This is a genomic window from Pantoea sp. Acro-807 (assembly GCF_011752675.1).
Taxonomy (GTDB): Bacteria; Pseudomonadota; Gammaproteobacteria; order Enterobacterales; family Enterobacteriaceae; genus Pantoea; species Pantoea eucrina.
Genome location: NZ_VWXE01000005.1, coordinates 249,533 through 268,293 on the forward strand (window position 1 = coordinate 249,533; position 18,761 = coordinate 268,293).

General features: G+C 57.4%; 18 protein-coding genes, 3 tRNA genes and 1 pseudogene. 12 read left to right on the forward strand and 10 right to left on the reverse strand.

All coding sequences use genetic code 11. The annotated features are described in order from the left end of the window. Positions 1-119 precede the first annotated feature (119 nt). Positions 120-509 carry a tautomerase family protein gene (locus F3J39_RS13910; protein ID WP_071669111.1) on the reverse strand — a complete coding sequence of 130 codons (390 nt, stop codon included), beginning with the start codon at positions 507-509 and terminating at the stop codon, positions 120-122. Between the two features lie 127 nt (positions 510-636). Between F3J39_RS13910 and F3J39_RS13915 the strand changes: the two genes are divergently transcribed. Then, positions 637-1,548 (forward strand): LysR family transcriptional regulator, encoded by a 912-nt coding sequence (locus F3J39_RS13915; protein WP_145339429.1) that lies wholly within the window; start codon positions 637-639, stop codon positions 1,546-1,548. Here F3J39_RS13915 and F3J39_RS13920 read toward each other — a convergent pair. After that, positions 1,522-2,541, reverse strand: a complete 1,020-nt coding sequence (locus tag F3J39_RS13920; protein ID WP_065650205.1) for a capsular polysaccharide synthesis protein — start codon at positions 2,539-2,541, stop codon at positions 1,522-1,524. The genes F3J39_RS13915 and F3J39_RS13920 overlap by 27 nt on opposite strands. Positions 2,542-2,956: 415 nt before the next feature. On the opposite strand from F3J39_RS13920, the gene F3J39_RS13925 reads away from it, so the two are divergent. The 4 genes from F3J39_RS13925 to F3J39_RS13940 all read left to right on the forward strand — a co-directional run bounded on the left by F3J39_RS13925 (position 2,957) and on the right by F3J39_RS13940 (position 7,902). Continuing rightward, positions 2,957-3,907, forward strand: coding sequence for a hypothetical protein (locus F3J39_RS13925; RefSeq protein WP_094110699.1), 951 nt, complete (start codon positions 2,957-2,959; stop codon positions 3,905-3,907). Positions 3,908-4,412: 505 nt separating this feature from the next. Continuing rightward, complete coding sequence (locus F3J39_RS13930; protein WP_166714328.1) at positions 4,413-5,801, forward strand: MFS transporter; 1,389 nt, start codon at positions 4,413-4,415, stop codon at positions 5,799-5,801. Positions 5,802-5,877: 76 nt separating this feature from the next. Next, the gene (locus F3J39_RS13935; protein WP_104085637.1) at positions 5,878-6,891 is read left to right on the forward strand and encodes a LacI family DNA-binding transcriptional regulator; all 1,014 of its coding nucleotides are present in this window, start codon (positions 5,878-5,880) and stop codon (positions 6,889-6,891) included. Between the two features lie 21 nt (positions 6,892-6,912). Beyond that, positions 6,913-7,902 carry a nucleoside hydrolase gene (locus F3J39_RS13940; RefSeq protein WP_071669107.1) on the forward strand — a complete coding sequence of 330 codons (990 nt, stop codon included), beginning with the start codon at positions 6,913-6,915 and terminating at the stop codon, positions 7,900-7,902. Positions 7,903-7,937: 35 nt separating this feature from the next. Here F3J39_RS13940 and F3J39_RS13945 read toward each other — a convergent pair whose 3' ends face one another. The 3 genes from F3J39_RS13945 to F3J39_RS13955 form a co-directional block, all read right to left on the reverse strand. Then, positions 7,938-8,402, reverse strand: coding sequence for a YbaK/EbsC family protein (locus tag F3J39_RS13945; protein WP_166714329.1), 465 nt, complete (start codon positions 8,400-8,402; stop codon positions 7,938-7,940). A 91-nt stretch (positions 8,403-8,493) separates the two neighbouring features. Beyond that, complete coding sequence (gene fhuF, locus F3J39_RS13950; RefSeq protein ID WP_166714330.1) at positions 8,494-9,288, reverse strand: siderophore-iron reductase FhuF; 795 nt, start codon at positions 9,286-9,288, stop codon at positions 8,494-8,496. A gap of 107 nt (positions 9,289-9,395) precedes the next feature. Beyond that, a complete protein-coding gene (locus F3J39_RS13955; RefSeq protein WP_071669104.1) occupies positions 9,396-10,490 on the reverse strand; it encodes a GGDEF domain-containing protein in 1,095 nt (364 codons plus the stop codon). A gap of 216 nt (positions 10,491-10,706) precedes the next feature. On the opposite strand from F3J39_RS13955, the pseudogene F3J39_RS13960 reads away from it, so the two are divergent. Further along, positions 10,707-10,991, forward strand: a pseudogene (locus F3J39_RS13960) (DUF1435 domain-containing protein). Positions 10,992-11,081: 90 nt separating this feature from the next. Here F3J39_RS13960 and F3J39_RS13965 read toward each other — a convergent pair. From F3J39_RS13965 to rsmC, 4 genes are all read right to left on the reverse strand, one after another. After that, a tRNA-Leu gene (locus F3J39_RS13965) sits at positions 11,082-11,168 on the reverse strand. 27 nt (positions 11,169-11,195) lie between these two features. After that, positions 11,196-11,282, reverse strand: a tRNA-Leu gene (locus tag F3J39_RS13970). Between the two features lie 31 nt (positions 11,283-11,313). Beyond that, positions 11,314-11,400, reverse strand: a tRNA-Leu gene (locus tag F3J39_RS13975). Between the two features lie 133 nt (positions 11,401-11,533). Then, positions 11,534-12,565, reverse strand: a complete 1,032-nt coding sequence (gene rsmC, locus F3J39_RS13980) for a 16S rRNA (guanine(1207)-N(2))-methyltransferase RsmC (RefSeq protein ID WP_071669103.1) — start codon at positions 12,563-12,565, stop codon at positions 11,534-11,536. A 106-nt stretch (positions 12,566-12,671) separates the two neighbouring features. Between rsmC and F3J39_RS13985 the strand changes: the two genes are divergently transcribed. Genes F3J39_RS13985 through yjjG form a run of 3 tightly spaced genes read left to right on the forward strand, consistent with a single transcriptional unit; the run spans position 12,672 to position 14,194 of the window. Next, positions 12,672-13,082 carry a DNA polymerase III subunit psi gene (locus F3J39_RS13985; RefSeq protein ID WP_039382425.1) on the forward strand — a complete coding sequence of 137 codons (411 nt, stop codon included), beginning with the start codon at positions 12,672-12,674 and terminating at the stop codon, positions 13,080-13,082. Then, entirely contained in the window at positions 13,054-13,494 is a 441-nt protein-coding gene (gene rimI, locus F3J39_RS13990) for a ribosomal protein S18-alanine N-acetyltransferase (protein ID WP_039382428.1), read from the forward strand. Before F3J39_RS13985 ends, rimI begins: the two co-directional genes overlap by 29 nt. A gap of 19 nt (positions 13,495-13,513) precedes the next feature. Then, positions 13,514-14,194 carry a pyrimidine 5'-nucleotidase gene (yjjG, locus tag F3J39_RS13995; RefSeq protein ID WP_039382431.1) on the forward strand — a complete coding sequence of 227 codons (681 nt, stop codon included), beginning with the start codon at positions 13,514-13,516 and terminating at the stop codon, positions 14,192-14,194. 88 nt (positions 14,195-14,282) lie between these two features. Here the strand turns inward: yjjG and F3J39_RS14000 are convergent, their stop codons facing one another. Beyond that, complete coding sequence (locus F3J39_RS14000) at positions 14,283-14,954, reverse strand: YtjB family periplasmic protein (protein ID WP_039385704.1); 672 nt, start codon at positions 14,952-14,954, stop codon at positions 14,283-14,285. A gap of 107 nt (positions 14,955-15,061) precedes the next feature. Between F3J39_RS14000 and serB the strand changes: the two genes are divergently transcribed. The 3 genes from serB to nadR all read left to right on the forward strand — a co-directional run bounded on the left by serB (position 15,062) and on the right by nadR (position 18,753). Then, a complete protein-coding gene (serB, locus tag F3J39_RS14005; RefSeq protein ID WP_071669102.1) occupies positions 15,062-16,039 on the forward strand; it encodes a phosphoserine phosphatase in 978 nt (325 codons plus the stop codon). 13 nt (positions 16,040-16,052) lie between these two features. Continuing rightward, on the forward strand, positions 16,053-17,435 hold the full coding sequence (gene radA / locus F3J39_RS14010) for a DNA repair protein RadA (RefSeq protein WP_039382437.1): 1,383 nt from the start codon (positions 16,053-16,055) through the stop codon (positions 17,433-17,435). A gap of 91 nt (positions 17,436-17,526) precedes the next feature. Next, complete coding sequence (nadR, locus tag F3J39_RS14015) at positions 17,527-18,753, forward strand: multifunctional transcriptional regulator/nicotinamide-nucleotide adenylyltransferase/ribosylnicotinamide kinase NadR (protein ID WP_166714331.1); 1,227 nt, start codon at positions 17,527-17,529, stop codon at positions 18,751-18,753. Positions 18,754-18,761 lie beyond the last annotated feature (8 nt).

Genomic DNA, 18,761 nt, shown 5'->3' on the forward strand with positions numbered 1-18,761 from the left:
CTATATTGGCTGTCACCGGGCTGCAACCTGTCCGGCGGGATTTGTGCGGTACATTCGGAATCGTGCCGCCAGGCGGGATGATAAGCGCGGCGGCGGTAGCGTATCAGGCAGACTGTGGTTTATAACGCACCGGTAAGATACTGCGCTTCACCGTGCGCAAAGCTCCAGTCACCTTTGCTGTTGGTAATAAAACTTATCATCAGATCGTGGCCCTGCACGCCGCAGCTTTCACGCAGCTCGCGCGCCAGCTCTGCCATAAAACAGCTTTTTTGCGCCTCACTGCGCGGGCTGGTGTAAACCCGCACCATCACCAGATTATCCGTGCGCGAAAAGCCCAGCCCGGTATCCTGGAAAACCATCTGATAAGCTTTGTTTTCGTGAACAATCTGATAGCGGTCGCGCTCAGGCACGCCGAATGCAGTCAGGACGGCGCGATGGGCGGCATCCAGCAGTGTACGAACTTCAGCCTCAGAGCGGCCCTGAATCAGATCAAAAGTGAGTAGTGGCATCGGTAAACCCTCGCAGTAGTGGCGTAAAAGTCGCATAAGTGAGGCTATGCTGCCCGCTGTACGCGCAAAGAAAAAGCGTCTGCGATAAAATGATTGTTCACTATTTTGAACAATGGCGGGTAAGTCGATGAAAACCGAAGCGCTCTGGACACATCTTTACTGGCTGACGGTACTGGCGGAGCAGGGCAGTTTTACCCGCGCCGCTGAGCGGCTGGATGTCAGTAAAGCGGCAGTGAGTCAGAAAATTAAAGAGCTGGAAGCGCTGACCGGGGTTGCTCTGGTTCAGCGCACCACGCGCAGCGTGCGGCTGACGTCAGCCGGTGAGCAGCTGGCTGGCGAGCTGCGTGAACCCTTTACCCGGATAGCGGAAAGCGTGTATCGCGTGCGTGATGAAGCGGGGCCGGTACGCGGACAGGTACGCATCAGCGCGCCGGTGGCGTTTGCCCGGCAGCAGCTGGTGCCGATTATTGGTGACTTTCTGCGGGAATATCCGCAGGTGCGCCTGCAGCTGGATGTGACCGACCGCCTGGTGTCACTCGGCGGGGAGGGGTTTGATCTCGCTATCCGCCACAGTCAGTCGCTGCCGGAAACGCACGTCGCGCTGCCTCTGTGCGCCACGCGCGCGCTGCTGGTGGCTTCGCCCGCATATCTGGCACAGCACGGCGTGCCGCAGACGCCGGACGCGCTGCTTCAGCATAACTGCCTGTGGTATCCGCGCGGTCCCGATGCGCCGCAGTGGCGCTTTCAGTCGCATCAGGGCGGCGAAACGCTGACGGTAAAAATTCAGGGAAATTTCGCCACCAATAACAGCGAGTCGATTCGGGACGCCGCGCTGCAGGGGGCAGGCATTGCCATGCTGCCCGATTTCAGCGCCCGCGCAGCGCTGGAAAGCGGCGCGCTGCAGCCGGTACTCTCATCGTGGCAGGCAATCGACGCCTTTGCCGACCGCCTCTGGGTGGTGCGCCCTTACGCGGCACAGGTGCCGCGTGCGGTGACGACCTTTATTCACTGGCTACGCGCTCGCTTTATTGACGGGTGAGGGCAGCGCCACGCTCAGCGGGGCGACAGGCTGCATCATGGCGCCCAGCAGGCTGCTGCGGTTGTAGTTCCCCAGACGCAGGTTAAAATCGAGATGCAGCTGTGCGTGGCCATCCAGCTTAATAACCGGCGGCGGCGTATGCGGGCGCTGATGAAACAGAATGGCATGCGTAAAGGCGTCGCTTTTCCAGTTGTTCAGGCGCTGATAGTAAAAGGCGCTGGCTTCGCATTTACGCAGAAAGAGATTAACGCGGCGGTATTCGCGCATGGCCGCCTGCTGCGCCAGCGCGCCCGGCTGCTGTGCCGGTTCAGCGATTCTCTGCGTCAGCAGCGAAAAGTCATCACGCTTGCGCATTTCGTTAAAGAAGCTCTGCTCACCCTGATGCTTGATGGGCGCATACTGCTTCTGCCATTCGCGAATAAAAGGATTATTTGGTGCAGCAGCAAGGAACCAGTTCTCAATAACAGGCGCGAGATAATTCAGCGTTGAGCGCTCACAATAATAGCCGATCACATCCATCGGACGTTCCTGATGGGCGCTGTGTACCCAGCTCAGATCTTCAAACAGCAGCGCAGCGCAGTCGATAGCGATGCCGCCGTAGCGTAATAACAGCTCAAGCCTGATCACTTCGCTTTTCTGCTGCGCCGTTAATTGCGCTGAGGTAAATATAAAGTCGGGCAGGACTTCTTTCACAGAATATTTATTTAACAGGTGAACGCTGTGGTCAGGATTATCGCGGCGTATTTTAGCAATATTCGCCTGTAACGATTTTGGTAAATATTCTGTATCCCAGTACAGCCATACTTTTTTCGGGATATCTGGCAACGTCTTCTCACCAGAAAGTAACACGATATTGTCCTCTTCGCTGGGATCATACTCCGGCGCGCAGAGCGCATTATGCTGTTTTTTCTGCAGTAATGACTGACCGGTAAACGCTATTCTTTTCCAGTTGTGCCAGAGCGCGCGCGCCGGCTGAAGACGTTTTTTTGACATGATGCACCTGATTATTGTGATTATGGGCAAGGAGTCCCTGATGCTGGCGCCTTAGGCGCTCTTATGTTTCCTTACGGGGGCTGTGTGTAAAAGTATTACAATGAGCTTAATAAAACATTCTTTGCGATTGCGCTAATACTTTTTTTCTCTTTCAGATAAAGCGGAAAATGAAGCTGCCGTTAACAATAAAAATTTAACAAAATAACAGCGTGACGAATTTCACAGTTTATTTTTTCCCGCCAGGATTAATCCTAAGATCGTTCTCTGCGTGCAGCCTGAAGTGCGGGAATGTGAAAATTGTGGTGAGAAATGAACGTTTATCCCTGCTGGATTTTAGTCTGGTATCAGAGCGAAATTTACCTTCGTCATACAGCTTAGCTACGCTTTAGTCAGGCATTCTGTTTAAGGAGTGATTATGCAGTCATCTGCCCGCGGTCTGATAGCCGTTGATAAACAGGGGAATCGGGTGCTGTTTCTGCATCCGGAAAGCTTTGCCGTTGAGCAGGAGCTGAATGCGTTTCCGCCGCGCCCGCACGAGCTGCTGATGCTGCCCGCACTGGAAAAAGCCTATGTCCCGCTCTATGGCAGCGGCGTGCACGGCGCTAATCCTTATCCCGGGCATAAAGTCGCTGTTATCGATCTGCGTCAGCGCCGGATCAGCGGCTTTATCGACCTTACGCCACTGCAGTCGCCGCACAGCGGACAGCTGGGGCGTGACGGCAAAGTCTATCTCTGCTGTGAAAACAGCGCGGCGGTTGCGGTCATCGATCCGCACACCGATCGCGTAGAGAAAACCATACCGCTGCCTTCGCATAACGCGCACCGGCTGACGCTCTCCCCCAGCGGACGCAAGCTGTTTACGGAAAATGAAGAGGACGCCAGCATCACAGTAATCGATTTATGTGAGGCAGAAGGCCGCGTCATTGATAACATTCTGCTGCCTGGTCCGATAGCCGGTATTGCTGCCTCGCCCAGACATCCTTATCTGGTCGCCAGCGCCGCCGACGCACCGCTGCTTTATGTGATCGATCGGCAGAGCCACCGGGTCCGGCAGCGTATTACGCTGGCCGGCCACCAGCAGCCCTGCCAGGTTGTGCGGTTCAGTGCCAGTGGCGAACGGCTGGTTGCGATTGGGCATGATGAATCACTGATTACGCTGTTTGACGATCTGCTTAATCCCTCAGGTACTCTGCGCGTAGGGTGCCGGCCAGGGGATGGCTGTTTCAGTGAAGATAACCGCACGCTGCTTATCGCCAACGAAGGCGATGGGTCGTTAAGCGTTATCGATCTGGCGCAGCGAAAGGTGATAGCCACGCCGCAGGCGGGCACAGGCTGTGAGGCGTTAAGTTATTTTACGCTGAGCTGAGGCAGCCGCTGTCATTTCATTGTCATCTGCAGGTGGCATAAAGGCGGCGCGTCAGCAGGCACTGCGCAGCTATTGATAAATTACTGATACCCGTTGCTGCGTTTTAATACCGCTTTTGCTTAATTAAAACGCATGCAATTACCTGAATTCTCGTATTTTTTTGGTATTAATCAGGGAGGATAGTCAAAATAATCTAACTAATTTTCGTTTTGCCGCTTGATTTATCTACGCGCGTAGATAGACTGTCTCCCCAGTGATAACTCACGGTGCCAGACGCGGCTACGGCCCTGAAATGACCATGTTACATTTGCTGTGCTAATACGATCGGTGAATTAAACACCGGCGAAACGCAGCAGAGAGATGAATTCCAACACCAGGGAATTCCTTACTGATCTTTCAGGATTTGCCTGTCGAACGTCGTCACCGGGACGTTCTGCTTGCTTAAGCAAGGGAACAGACCCATGGAAGGGCGTTTACTGTTTTCACTTCACTAAGAGAAAGGGTTATGACGGAACATCATCCCACTGTACAGCACTCACCCCACCTCACCGCAGCTGATGAACGGCTGCAAACTCCCGCTGGCCGCAAAGATTTCTGGCGCGCAACCTTCTCCTGCTGGCTCGGTACGGCAATGGAGTATGCCGACTTTGCGCTGTATGGCCTGGCGGCAGGTATCATCTTTGGCGACATCTTTTTTCCGGAAGCGACACCCGCTATGGCGCTGCTCTCGAGCTTTGCCACCTGGTCAGTCGGCTTTATCGCCCGCCCGATAGGCGCGCTGCTGTTTGGCTGGATTGGCGATCGCAAAGGGCGCAAAGTCGTGATGATCAGTACGATTATCCTGATGGGCGCCTCAACCACGCTGATTGGCCTGATCCCGTCTTATGCAACAATCGGACTCTGGGCACCTGCCTGTCTGGTACTGCTGCGTTTTACGCAGGGACTGGGAGCGGGGGCGGAGCTCTCTGGCGGCACCGTTATGCTGGGCGAATATGCCCCGGTTGAACGACGCGGCCTGGTCTCTTCCGTGATCGCGCTGGGCTCAAACAGCGGCACGCTGATCGCCTCTCTGGTCTGGCTGGCGGTGATCCAGATGGATAAAGAGAGTCTGCTGGCCTGGGGCTGGCGTATTCCTTTTCTGAGCAGCGTCCTGATCGCCGTAGTGGCGCTGTGGATCCGCCGCCATCTGCGCGAAACGCCGGTGTTTGAGCGTCAGCAGGCTGAACTGCAGGCGCAGCGCAGCGAGACGCTCTCGCGGGCGCACATTGAAACTGACAGCCGCAGCGTCTGGCAGCGTACGCGGGCGTTCTGGACCATGGTGGGTCTGCGCATCGGTGAAAATGGTCCTTCTTATCTGGCTCAGGGCTTTATCGTCGGCTATGTCGCAAAAGTGCTGATGCTGGATAAGTCGGTACCGACCACGGCGGTGTTTATCGCCTCGCTGCTGGGCTTCCTGATTATTCCGTTTGCGGGCTGGCTCTCCGATCGTTTTGGTCGCCGCATTACCTATCGTGGTTTCTGCCTGCTGCTGATGATCTATGCGTGGCCCGCCTTCAGCCTGATGGATAGCCGCGATCCGACAATTATTATTCCTGTCATCGTTACAGGAATGGCGCTCGCTTCGCTGGGGATATTTGGTGTACAGGCGGCCTGGGGCGTCGAGATGTTTGGCGTGAAGCATCGCTATACCAAAATGGCAGTGGCAAAAGAGCTGGGGTCGATTCTTTCTGGCGGCACTGCGCCGCTGGTCGCGGCAGCGCTGCTCTCATGGACCGGCCACTGGTGGCCAATCGCCGTTTACTTTAGCGCGATGGCCACTATCGGATTTCTGACGACGTTTGTCGCACCGGAAACGCGCGGTCGCGACCTTAATCTGCCGGAGGATGCCATCTGACGCGCAGCTGCAGGCAGTACCATTGACATAACGCTGGCCGGTGAATCCGGCCAGCGGCATTTATATTGAGGCTAATTTGGCAAAATCTCCCGGCGGAAATGTTACCCGTACCGATGTCGCCCGCGTCGCAGGCACCTCGGTAGCCGTGGTCAGCTATGTGATCAACAACGGGCCGCGCCCGGTGGCGGAAGCGACCCGTCAGCGGGTGCTGGCTGCCATTAAGCAGACGGGCTACCGGCCTAACGCCGTAGCGCGCGCGCTGGCCTCCGGCACCACCAAAACTTTTGGTCTGATTGTGCCGAACATTGCGAACCCGTTTGTTGCTTCCATGGCGCATGTCCTGCTGCAGGAGTCGCTTAACCACGGCCATATCATGCTGCTGGGTGATGCCGGTGACGATCGTCAGCGTGAGCTGGAGCTGATTCAGGGCATGCTTAACCGTCAGATCGACGGACTGTTTTATAACAGCGTCGATCGTCATCCCTATATTGACGTGGTGCAGGCGAGCGGAACGCCGCTGCTGATGCTGGATCGCATTACCCCGCGCCCCGGCGTCAGCGTGCTGAGCATGAACGAGCGGCTGGCGGCCTGTGATGTCACCCGGCATCTGCTGAGTCACGGTTATCAGCAGGTGGGCATGATCAGCGGCCCGCCGGCGATGTTTAACGCCCGGGATCGTATTCAGGGCTGGCGTGATGCGATGCAGGAGCGGGGGCTGCCCGTGGATGAAAGCCTGATTTTCCCGGCGGATTACTCGCGGCAGGGCGGCTACGACGCGGCGCAGCGCATGATCGCCAGCGGTCGCGTACCGCGTGCGCTGTTTGCCAGTAACGAAGGCCAGGCCATTGGCTGTATTCGCGCGTTTGCCGAACAGGGGATCCGCGTGCCGCAGGATGTGGCGCTGGTCTGTTTTAACGGTACTACGCAGGCCGCGTTTCATGTGCCTTCGCTGACCACGGTGCGACAGCCGCTGTCTGAGCTGGCGCAGCGCGCTATTGCTATGCTGAAAAACCAGCCGGAGGAGGGGGTGATGGCCGAGCTGCCGCACTACATCGAAACCGGCGAGTCCTGTGGCTGCCTGCAGCCTTAAATACAATAACGATAAAACATTATGAAAAGAGTGATTATTGATTGCGATCCGGGGAATGGCATCGCAGGTGCAAATACCGATGACGGACTGGCGATTGCGCTGGCGCTGGCATCACCCGCGCTGTCGCCGGAACTGATTACCACGGTCACCGGTAACACGCCCAGCGCGACGGGCGCGCGCGTGGCAAAAGATTTGCTGAAACGTCTCGGGCTGAATATTCCGGTGGTGCAGGGGGCGCTGCAGGCGCTGCGCGAAGATCCGCTGCCGTGGCGGGCGCGTCTGGATAATCTGGCCGATCCGGCGCTGGCCGCGCTGTGGCAGGGCGTGCGTCAGCCAGCGGTGATGGCGGCGGACGGCAATGACGCTGCCGGCGTGATGGGCCAGCTGATCTGCGATAACCCGGGAGAGTTTACGCTGGTCGCTATCGGGCCGCTGACGAATGTGGCCCAGGCGCTGCAGCGTTATCCGCAGATGGCTGAAGCGGTAGCGGAGATTGTGATCATGGGCGGCGTCTTTGCGCTTGATGACTACATCAAAGATACCAATTTTGGTCTCGATCCGGAGGCGGCACATCAGGTACTGCACAGCGGTGCCACCATTACCCTGGTGCCGATGGACGCCACCACGCAGACGCTGCTGACCCGCGACGATCTCGCGCGCATCACGGCGCAACCGCATCCGCTGACGCAGTTTATCCGCGAGACGCTGGGCCCCTGGATCGACTACTCAATGCGGACCCGGCGGCTGCCAGGCTGCTGGATCCATGATGCGCTGGTGGTCGCCTGGCTGCTGAACCAGCGCGTGGCGGAAGGCGCCGATTATTACGTGGATATCGAGCTGCGTCCCGGTGCAACGCGCGGCAAGAGCTGGCGTTACCGTCCACCGCTGCGACTTGATGTGGGGATCCCGCCAGAAACCGGGGCGCTGGTCCATGTCATCCAGCACGTTGATAATGCGCTGCTGCTGGATATGCTTGAACAGGCTTTTACCCGTTTGCCGACCCGGCTCTGAAACGTGACAGCGACGGCGCGATAATATCCGCGCCCTCAAAGCGCTTCACAGACGTCGATCCAGGTGGCATGGGTCAGCTCCGCCATTCTCAGCGGTGAGATGCGTACCGCGCTGCGCACCGAGCCCGCGGCAGGCAGCACCTCATTAAAGCTGCGCAGAGAGATATCGCAGTACACGGTCAGCGGGTTTTCCAGGCCAAAAGGAGAGACGCCGCCGACCGGATGGCCGGTCCAGTTCACCACTTCATCCACGCTCAGCATGCGCGCTTTGGCGCCCAGGGCGGCTTTCAGTTTGCGGTTATCCAGACGCGCGTCGCCGCGGGTAACAATCAGCACCACCTGCTCTTTCACTTTCAGCGACAGCGTTTTGGCAATCTGCCCCGGTGAGACGCCGTGAACGCGTGCCGCCAGCGCCACGGTGGCCGTGCTTTCAGGCGTTTCAATAATTTCGATATCCGGCGCATGCTCAGCAAAGAACTGCTGTACCGACTCCAGGCTCATGTTGTTCTCCGGTAAAAACTGAACCTGAACGCTGCCACAAGGCGAAAAAAGTGTAAACGAGAGAAAAGGAGAATTTACGGCGCGCGCGTGCTTATTGCGCTTTCAGTGTACAGTTACCGCAGCGCTCGACGTCAGGAATACGATAGCGCTGACAGCAGCTGCGCCGCTCCATTGTCCCGTGGCGCATAATCATGGTGCGGTAAAGCGGGTTATCGCTGCCGTCCGGCAGCGACGGCGTGAAAAACAGCATCTCTTCCAGCTGGTCGATCAGCGCGGCGGGCAGCTGCGCGCGGAGTTCACCCAGGAACCAGTAGATCAGGTATCCCATGTTGTTCCAGATAAGGCGCGCATTGATGTCGCCGTGCTGCGTCATGCCTTCCACGGCGGGCTGCAGGCAGGTCTGGATCAGGCGCGCCATACGCTGCGGGGCAGAGAGAAATCGCGCGGGCTCATCCTCCTGCACATCCAGCCAGAAGGTGGCGGGATGGCCATTTTCGTGAAACTCAGCGCGGATATATTCAGGTGAGCAGTTGAGGGCACGCGGCTCATGCAGCAGCGCCATCATCAGCGTGGGCACCAGCAGGCCGAAGTACCACTGCGCCCAGAGTGACTGCAGCGGCTTCGCCTCCCGCGGCGTATCAGGATGGCTGCGATAAAGATAGTCACCGTAGCGCTGCGTCAGAGACTGAAAGTGCTCCGGTGCCGACCATTCAGCCAGCGTCAAAGCACCTTCCGGTGCGGTTTCTCCCAGTCTGACATACGCCTGACGGTCGCTGCACTGCTCACGGATCAGCTCCTGCAGCGCGCGTACCAGCGTGCGATCGCGCTGCATGAAGATCGGGGACTGCTCACTAAAGCGGTGCGCCTGACGCGTAATCGTAGCCATGCCAATCCTGAATGATAACGGGAAACGAAAAACAAATGATAATCGTTCCTGATTGAGTGAGCAAGATAGCAGCAGCATAAGATTGCTATAGCGTTGTATTTATCACTTTAGTGCGGCTCGCTAATCGCCTGCCGGCGTGCCGGCAGCGCCTCCCAGGCCAGAATGGTATTGCGCCCGCGGTTTTTGGCGACATAGAGCGCACGGTCAGCGTTGGCGACGGCCCGCTCAAAATCGTGCGCAGCCATCGGCGCGATGCCGGCGCTGACGGTGACGTGAGTCGATACCGCGGTATTAGAACGATGGGGGATCTCCAGTTCCAGCACCGACTGCCGGATGCGCTCGGCGAGCTTCATGGCGATTGACGCGTTGACATTGGTCAGCAGTACCAGAAACTCTTCGCCACCATAGCGGGTGACCACATCGCGCGAGCGGACGGCGTCACGGATCGCAGCCGATACGCGCTTCAGCGCCTGGTCGCCCATCGCATGTCCGTAATTGTCGTTATAGGCTTTAAAGTGATCGATATCCAGCAGCAGGATAAAGTGGCTGCCGGCATGGTTCTCGAGAATGGTTTCCAGCCGGTTCTGCAGCCCGCGCCGGTTATAGAGGCCGGTCAGCGGATCGAGCATGCTGAGCGCGCTGAAGCTCTGCTTCTCTTCATACAGCTGGCCAATCAGCTGCCGGGTAAAATGGTCAAAACGCCGGCGCATCAAATGCAGCAGGGAAAATCCAATCAGCGGCAGCGTAATAGTAAACAGAATAGTGGTCAGGTGCTGTCCGTTATCCAGCAGCAGCACGGTCAGCACCGGCGGCAGAATATGCAGGCAAAATGCCGTTAAATAGTCGCTCAGCGCGATAGCGCTGATAAAAAAGACGCTAAGTAAGCTGATAATTAAATAGCTGCTATCAAACGCAGAAATCAGATGATATTTCTGATTAATATGCCACGCCCACAGCAGCCCGAGCAGCAGCGCGACCGGCGTTAATACGGGAAAGCGCAGGCCGGGCATTATCAGACAAAGCAGCAGCAGCGTGGTGCTGAAACCCGCGACCAGCACTGCAGGCAGGGTAAATATCGGTATCTGAACGTTCAGGCAGGGCAGCAGGCAAAAAAGTGAAACGGCGATATTAAGAAACAAAAACAGCATCAGCGAAAGCCGATATTTGCTCTGTTTCAGTTCATCGTAAGCGTTTAATTTCATTATTATTACCCGTGACAGCCCTGAAATATCAAAGCGCTACCCGGCAGCGTTAATTCTGCTATGCGGATAGTCAGCACGTTTCATGTTGTTATCAGGTGTGTTATCGGCGGCAATTTAGCATTTTCCAGTATTTCTGTCATGCGGTGAAAAATTCGCTGCAGAATGAGAATGGTTGTCATATGATAATGGTAATTCTTATCATTAAGGGGCGTAATGATGATCGCAGCAATGCTGGCTGCCTGCGGCTTGTGGGGTGTGAGCTGGATAATGGGTAAGCGCCTGGATAGCGGCTGGGGTATTCTGCTGCCCTGTACCGCTATGCCGCTGTTTGCGTTATGGGAACCGGGCTATGCGCAGTAGCGGGCGATCATGATTGTTATGCTTCTGCTGACGCTGGTTATGCTGTTTCACCAGCGGCTGCGCCACTATATATTGCTGCCATCCTGTGTCGCGCTGGCGGGCGGCATCACGGCAGCGTCAGTGAATTTTCATCTGGGTTAGCAGCGTGCAGAAACAGCAACATCACGCAGCGCGTGATAAGCAGGAGAGTAACATTCAGGGAATTAACTGACGGGAGAGAGGTGACAACAGTGGTGCGAAGAGAGGGACTTGAACCCTCACGTCCGTAAGAACACTAACACCTGAAGCTAGCGCGTCTACCAATTCCGCCACCTTCGCATCGTGTTGTCTGTTTATATCACCGCATGGTGCGAAGAGAGGGACTTGAACCCTCACGTCCGTAAGAACACTAACACCTGAAGCTAGCGCGTCTACCAATTCCGCCACCTTCGCGCAGTGCACGCGATATAAACTCTGTGATTATTGGTGCGAAGAGAGGGACTTGAACCCTCACGTCCGTTAGGACACTAACACCTGAAGCTAGCGCGTCTACCAATTCCGCCACCTTCGCATACCGGCAACACTTTACAGTATTGCTAACCACGGAGGCGCATTCTAGAGGTTTTACGCAATGCGTCAACAGATATTTTACGGCGATAAACCGACTGCTGGAAAAAGCAACGCTTTATCGCCGCATCAGGCGCTTAGCGTCCGCGCGCGCCACGACCATAAACCGCACGGTAAACCTTAAAGCGGCCGGTCTGCGCCAGCACTTCGTGGCTGCCGAAGGTCTCATCAAGTATCTGCGGATAAGGCAGGAAAGCATTCGCCACAATACGCAGTTCGCCGCCGCTGTTCAGATGCTTCACCGCGCCGCGGATAAGGCTGTTGGCCGCATCAAGGCTGGTCTGCATGCCGTCATGGAACGGTGGATTAGAGATGATCAGATCGAAACGTCCGGTAACGTCGCTAAAGACGTTGCTGGCAAACACCTCGCCTTCCAGCCCGTTTGCCGCCAGCGTGGCTTTGCTCGCTTCAATGGCAGCAGCATGCACATCACACAGCCACAGCCGCACTTTCGGGGAGTGCTGTGCCAGCGCGGTGGCTAAGACACCGCTGCCGCATCCGAGATCCAGCACTTTTCCTTTGGTGTGCGGCGTCAGGGTCGACAGCAGCAGATCGCTGCCAATATCCAGACCATCGCGGCTGAATACGCCCGGCAGCGTATGGATGGTCATCTCATCCAGCTGGTAAGTATTGCCGAACCGGCTGGCGTCAAACTCAGGCTGCTGCGTCAGCTGGCCATGATAGAGGCCGCAACGACGCGCGCTGTCAATTTTCTCCAGCGTCACCCACTGCTCCAGCATGCCTTCGGCGCTGCGTACGCCGCTGCGGTTTTCGCCCACGACAAAGATATCGCTGCCGACAGGGAGTAACGCGAGCAGATTTTGCAGCTGGAACTGCGCTTCCGGCTTATTTTTGGGCCAGAAGTAAATCAGAGTGGTGCAGTCTGTCACATCGGCCGCGCTGGCCACGAGGCTGTATACGGCGCGATCGCCCAGCCGATGGCTCAGGTTCTGCCAGTGATGATACTGCTGGGTATGAACGCGGCTGAGCGCGGTTTCCAGCTGGGCGGGCAGGTCATCCTGCAGATCACCCGCAAACAGCACGTGGCGGGTGGTAAATTCATCACTGTGGCGCAGAATAACTTCACTGGCCGGGGTAAAAGCAGACATGGAACGCTCCTGTTAAATCAGAGCGGGGATTATAGTGCTTTGTTGGCGCATGTTCGACGGGTTTGCTAGCATAGCGCGCATTACTTACGGCATAGCGGAAAACAGCATGAGTACAAGACGCGACTGGCTTCTGCAGCAGATGGGGATTACGCAGTATCAGCTGCGGCGTCCGCGCGTGCTGCAAGGGGAGATCGCCGTCAGGCTGGCACCCGATACGCGCCTGCTGCTGGTAGCGGAACACCCGCCGGCACTGGATGAGCCTCTGATACGGGACGTGCTGCGGGCGCTGGATATTCTGCCCGCACAGGTGATGACGCTGACGCCGGAGCAGCTGCCGATGCTGCCAGAGCAGGTAGCCTGTCCCGGCTGGCTGCTGGGCGTGGAGAGCGGGCACACCTTTAACGGTGTGGTATTCACCAGCGCCGTCCTTAATGAACTGATTAGCAGCGGCGCAGCCAGGCGCGCGCTGTGGCAACAGATGTGTAACCATGACCACTATCTCGCTCATCACGGCTGACGATCGGCCGCAGCAGCTCGCCATTGAACGCCGGGCGCACGCTTTTCCCTGGAGTGAACAGACCTTCGCCAGCAATCAGGGGGAACGCTTTCTCAACTTCGGGCTGCACAGTGACGGACGCCTTGCCGGCTTTGCTATTACGCAGGTTGTGCTGGATGAAGCGTCGCTGTTTAACATCGCCGTTGATCCCGACTTTCAGCGCCGCGGCTATGCGCGTCAGCTATTGCAGACGCTGATCGGCGAACTGGAGCAGCGCGATGTGCTGACCCTCTGGCTGGAGGTGCGCGCCTCAAATCGCGCGGCGATTGCCCTGTATGAGCAGCTCGATTTTCACCAGGTCAGCGTGCGCCCCAATTACTACCCCACTGCAGGCGGACGGGAAGACGCCATCATTATGGCGCTGACACTTTGACCGCTGATTAAGGAGCACCATGTTAAACGACTGGGACTGCATCCTGTTTGATGCTGACGAAACACTGTTTCATTTCGATGCCTTTGCCGGACTGCAGCGCATGTTTACCCGCTACGACGTGCAGTTCAGCGATCGCGATTACGCCGATTATCAGGCGATCAATAAGCCTTTATGGGTGGATTACCAGAACGGCACCATCACCGCCGCACAGCTGCAGACGCAGCGCTTTACGCTCTGGGGAGAGAAGCTCAGCGTAGAGCCGGATATCCTGAACAGCGATTTCCTTAATGCGATGGCGGAGATCTGCCTGCCGCTGGAAGGCGCGCCTGAACTGCTGCAGAGCCTTAAAGGCCGCGTCAAAATGGCGATCGTCACCAACGGCTTTACGGCCCTGCAGCAGGCGCGGCTGGAGCGCACGGGCTTTCACGATATGTTTGATGCGCTGGTGATTTCAGAGCAGGTTGGTGTTCCCAAGCCGGACGCAAAAATCTTTGCTCATACGCTGGAGCTGCTCGGCAATCCGGCGCCACAGCGCGTACTGATGGTTGGCGATACGCCCGAGTCTGATATTCTCGGGGGAATGAATGCGGGTCTTAAAACCTGCTGGATCGATCACGGCACGCGCCCGTTGCCTGCGGATATTACCCCTGATTTTCAGGTGAAAAACCTCGCTCAGCTTCAGGCTATTCTTACCGCTTAAAGCGCGCCGTTAAAAACCGAAAACCAGGCAGAAGCAGCGGCCTGGTTTTTTTGTATCTTTCTGAATAGCCCGCGGCTCAGGCTGGCGCTTAGCGCGTCTTTTCCTGCGCGTCGGGTGTTTCTGCCGGCTCTTCCTCTTTATCTTCTTTCACCGCGCGGCTGGCGGTAAGCAGGAAGGGCGACTGCTGCCAGCGGGTGCGGCGATCGCGCAGCAGAGTACGGGTCAGAATGATGCCAATCGCCAGCGCCAGCAGCATCATCAGGCGCAGAATATTGGTGGTGTTATCTACCTGACGTGATTCGGTAACCAGAACGTGCGTGTCCAGCGTCACGCGCAGGAAACCCTGTGGCCCCTCTTTGCCTTCCAGCGGCTGCACAATCTGATGATTGAAGTAGCTGCCGGCGCGTTTGCCATCCAGCGCCAGCCGGTCGCGTACGTTGATGGTTTCACCGCTGTGTGCCACCAGGCTGCCATCGTCGGCATAGACGGAGGCATCAAGGATGCGGCTGTTATCCGTCATCTGATCGAGAATAGCGGCAATCTGCGTGCGGTTATCATCGCTGTTATCCATCAGGGGCTTCAGGCTGAACGCCACCTGGCGGGTGAGGGTATGGGCCAGCTCTTCAACCTGCTCAGAACGCGCCATCTGATGACCCAGGCTGAACCATGAGGCGCCCTGCATCAGCACCACCAGCAGCGCCAGAGAGATAAGAACAATCACCGTGCGATGCAGGCGAAATTTCAGTGCAGTTTTAACCATCAGAAACCCATGTGACATAGCAGCAGAAAGGCTGGCAATTATGTTGCCAGAACCCGCGCAGACAAGGTAGCCTCTTGCGTGGTTTTGTTGTCCCTACAGGAGCTGTAATGCCAAATCGTCTTACCTGGTGCGATCTGCCCGCCGATGTCTCTCTCTGGCCGGGTTTACCCCTCTCCCTGAGCGGTGATGAAGTTATGCCGCTGGACTACCGTGCCGGCCGCACGGGCTGGCTGCTGTATGGGCGCGGACTCGATAAACAGCAGCTGACCGATTATCAGCATCAGCTGGGGGCCGCCATGGTGATTGTCAGCGCGTGGAACGTTGACGAATATCAGGTGATCCGGCTGGCAGGTTCGCTGACGCCGCGCGCCACCCGGCTGGCGCATGACGCCGGGTTTGACGTGGCGCCGCTCGGCAAAATCCCGCATCTGAAAACGCCGGGGCTGCTGGTGATGGATATGGATTCCACGGCGATTCAGATCGAATGCATTGATGAGATCGCCAGACTGGCGGGCTGCGGTGAGCAGGTGGCTGAGGTCACCGAACGGGCGATGCGCGGTGAACTCGACTTTAAAGCCAGCCTGCGTGAGCGCGTGGCGCAGCTGGCTGGCGCCGATGCCGCTATCCTTAAACAGGTGCGCGACACTCTGCCACTGATGCCGGGCCTGACCACGCTGGTGCATAAGCTGCAGGCGCTCGGCTGGCAGGTTGCGATTGCGTCTGGCGGTTTTACCTTTTATGCGGATCACCTGCGTCAGACCTTGCATCTGGCGGCGGCCGTCGCCAATGAGCTGGAGATGCGCGACGGTAAACTCACCGGCGAGGTGATCGGACAGATTGTCGATGCGCAATATAAAGCGGAAACCCTGCATCAGCTGGCACAGCGTTTTGATATCGCACCGCAGCAGACGGTAGCGGTGGGCGATGGCGCCAACGATCTGCCGATGATTAAGCGTGCAGCACTGGGTATTGCCTATCATGCTAAACCTAAAGTGAATGAGCAGACGGAAGTCACTATCCGTCACGCTGACCTTATGGGGGTGTTCTGCATCCTGACCGGCAGCCTGATTCATGAAGAGCGTTAACTGAGGAACTGATTTGGCCAAAGCGGCAAAACGCGCCTTCGTGTGTAACGAATGCGGCGCAGACTATCCGCGCTGGCAGGGGCAATGCAGCGCCTGCCACGCCTGGAACACCATCACCGAGGTGCGTATTGCTGCCTCGCCTGCCGCTGCGCGCAATGAGCGCCTGAGCGGCTATGCGGGTAACGCCGGCAGCAGCCGGGTGCAGAAGCTCTCGGAGATCAGCCTTGAGGCGCTGCCGCGCTTCACCACCACCTTTAAAGAGTTTGACCGCGTCCTGGGCGGCGGCGTGGTACCGGGCAGCGCTATCCTGATTGGCGGCAGCCCCGGTGCCGGTAAATCGACGCTGCTGCTGCAGGTTATGTGCAAGCTGGCGGAGAGCATGAAGACGCTCTATGTCACCGGCGAGGAGTCGCTGCAGCAGGTGGCGATGCGCGCGCACCGGCTGGGACTGCCCACGGACAACCTGAATATGCTGTCGGAAACCAGTATTGAGCAGATCTGCCTGATTGCCGAGCAGGAAGAGCCGAAGCTGATGGTTATCGACTCCATCCAGGTGATGCACATGGCGGATATTCAGTCTTCTCCCGGCAGCGTGGCGCAGGTGCGGGAGACCGCCGCCTATCTGACGCGTTTTGCCAAGACGCGCGGCGTGGCGATTATCATGGTCGGCCACGTCACCAAAGATGGCTCGCTGGCAGGTCCGAAAGTGCTGGAGCACTGTATCGACTGCTCGGTGCTGCTGGATGGCGATGCCGACTCGCGCTTTCGCACGCTGCGCAGCCATAAAAACCGTTTTGGTGCGGTGAATGAGCTGGGCGTATTCGCCATGACGGAGCAGGGAATGCGTGAGGTCAGCAACCCTTCAGCTATTTTCCTGTCGCGCGGCGATGAGATCACTTCAGGCAGTTCGGTGATGGTGGTGTGGGAAGGTACCCGGCCGCTGCTGGTTGAGATCCAGGCGCTGGTGGATCACTCGATGATGGGCAATCCGCGCCGCGTAGCGGTAGGGCTGGAGCAGAACCGTCTGGCGATTTTACTGGCGGTACTGCATCGTCACGGCGGCCTGCAAATGGCGGATCAGGATGTGTTTGTTAACGTGGTAGGCGGCGTAAAAGTCACGGAAACCAGTGCCGATCTGGCGCTGCTGCTGGCGATGGTCTCCAGCCTGCGCGATCGCCCTCTGCCGCAGGATGTGGTGATCTTTGGTGAAGTCGGGCTGGCAGGTGAGATCCGGCCGGTACCGAGTGGCCAGGAGCGTATCTCTGAAGCAGCCAAGCACGGCTTTAAGCGCGCCATCGTGCCGGCCGGCAACGCGCCGAAGAAAACCATTGATGGCATGAAGGTTTACAGCGCGAAGAAGCTGGCAGATGCGCTGGCCATTCTGGATGAGCTGTAATTTCGCCAGGGCGGCATAAATGCCGCCGCCGCGATATGCAGGGGGCGCATTAAAGGCCGCACCGCCGTTTATTGTCCGCAGGAGGCACTGAGTGTCATCATTTGACTATCTGAAGACCGCGATTCGGCAGCAGGGCCATACGCTGCAGCAGGTGGCTGACGCCAGCGGAATGACCAAGGGCTACCTGAGTCAGCTGCTTAACGCGAAAATAAAAAGCCCTGGCGCGCAGAAACTGGCGGCGCTGCATCACTTTCTCGGGCTGGAGTTTCCGCGGCGTGAGAAAACCGTGGGCGTGGTATTTGGCAAGTTCTATCCGCTGCACACCGGCCATATCTACCTGATCCAGCGCGCCTGCAGTCAGGTGGATGAGCTGCATATTATTATGGGCCACGACGAGCCGCGCGATCGCGCACTGTTTGAGAACAGCGCCATGTCGCAGCAGCCCACCATCAGCGATCGTCTGCGCTGGCTGCTGCAGACATTCAAATACCAGAAAAACATTCGTATTCACTCATTCAACGAAGAGGGAATCGAACCCTATCCGCACGGCTGGGATCTCTGGAGCGCAGGCGTCAGCGCGTTTCTGGCAGAGCAGGGGATTATGCCCGACTGCGTTTATACCAGCGAAGAACCGGATGCGCCGATGTATCAGCAATATCTGGGGATCCCGGCGCGGGTGATCGATCCGCATCGATCGTTTATGAGCATCAGCGGCAGCCAGATCCGTCAGGATCCGTTTCGCTACTGGGAATATATTCCGACCGAAGTGAAGCCTTTCTTTGTGCGCACCGTCGCGGTGCTGGGTGGCGAGTCGAGCGGCAAATCCACGCTGGTCAACAAGCTGGCGAATATCTTTAATACCACCAGCGCCTGGGAGTATGGCCGCGACTACGTCTTCTCTCACCTCGGCGGCGACGAGATGGCGCTGCAGTATTCTGACTACGATAAAATTGCGCTCGGTCAGGCGCAATACATCGATTTTGCCGTCAAGTACGCGAATAAAGTCGCCTTTATCGATACCGATTTTATTACCACTCAGGCGTTCTGCCTGAAGTATGAAGGACGCGAACATCCTTTTGTGCAGGCGCTGATCGATGAGTACCGCTTTGACCTGGTGATCCTGCTGGAGAACAACGTGCCCTGGGTGGCAGATGGCCTCCGCAGCCTCGGCAGCTCGGTGGACCGGCGCGAGTTTCAGTCTATTCTGGTGACCATGCTGCGGGAAAATAACGTTGAGTTTGTACACGTGCATGAGGACAACTACGATGCGCGCTTTCTGCGCTGTGTGGAGCTGGTCAAAGAGCGGCTGGGCAATTAACGCCTGAG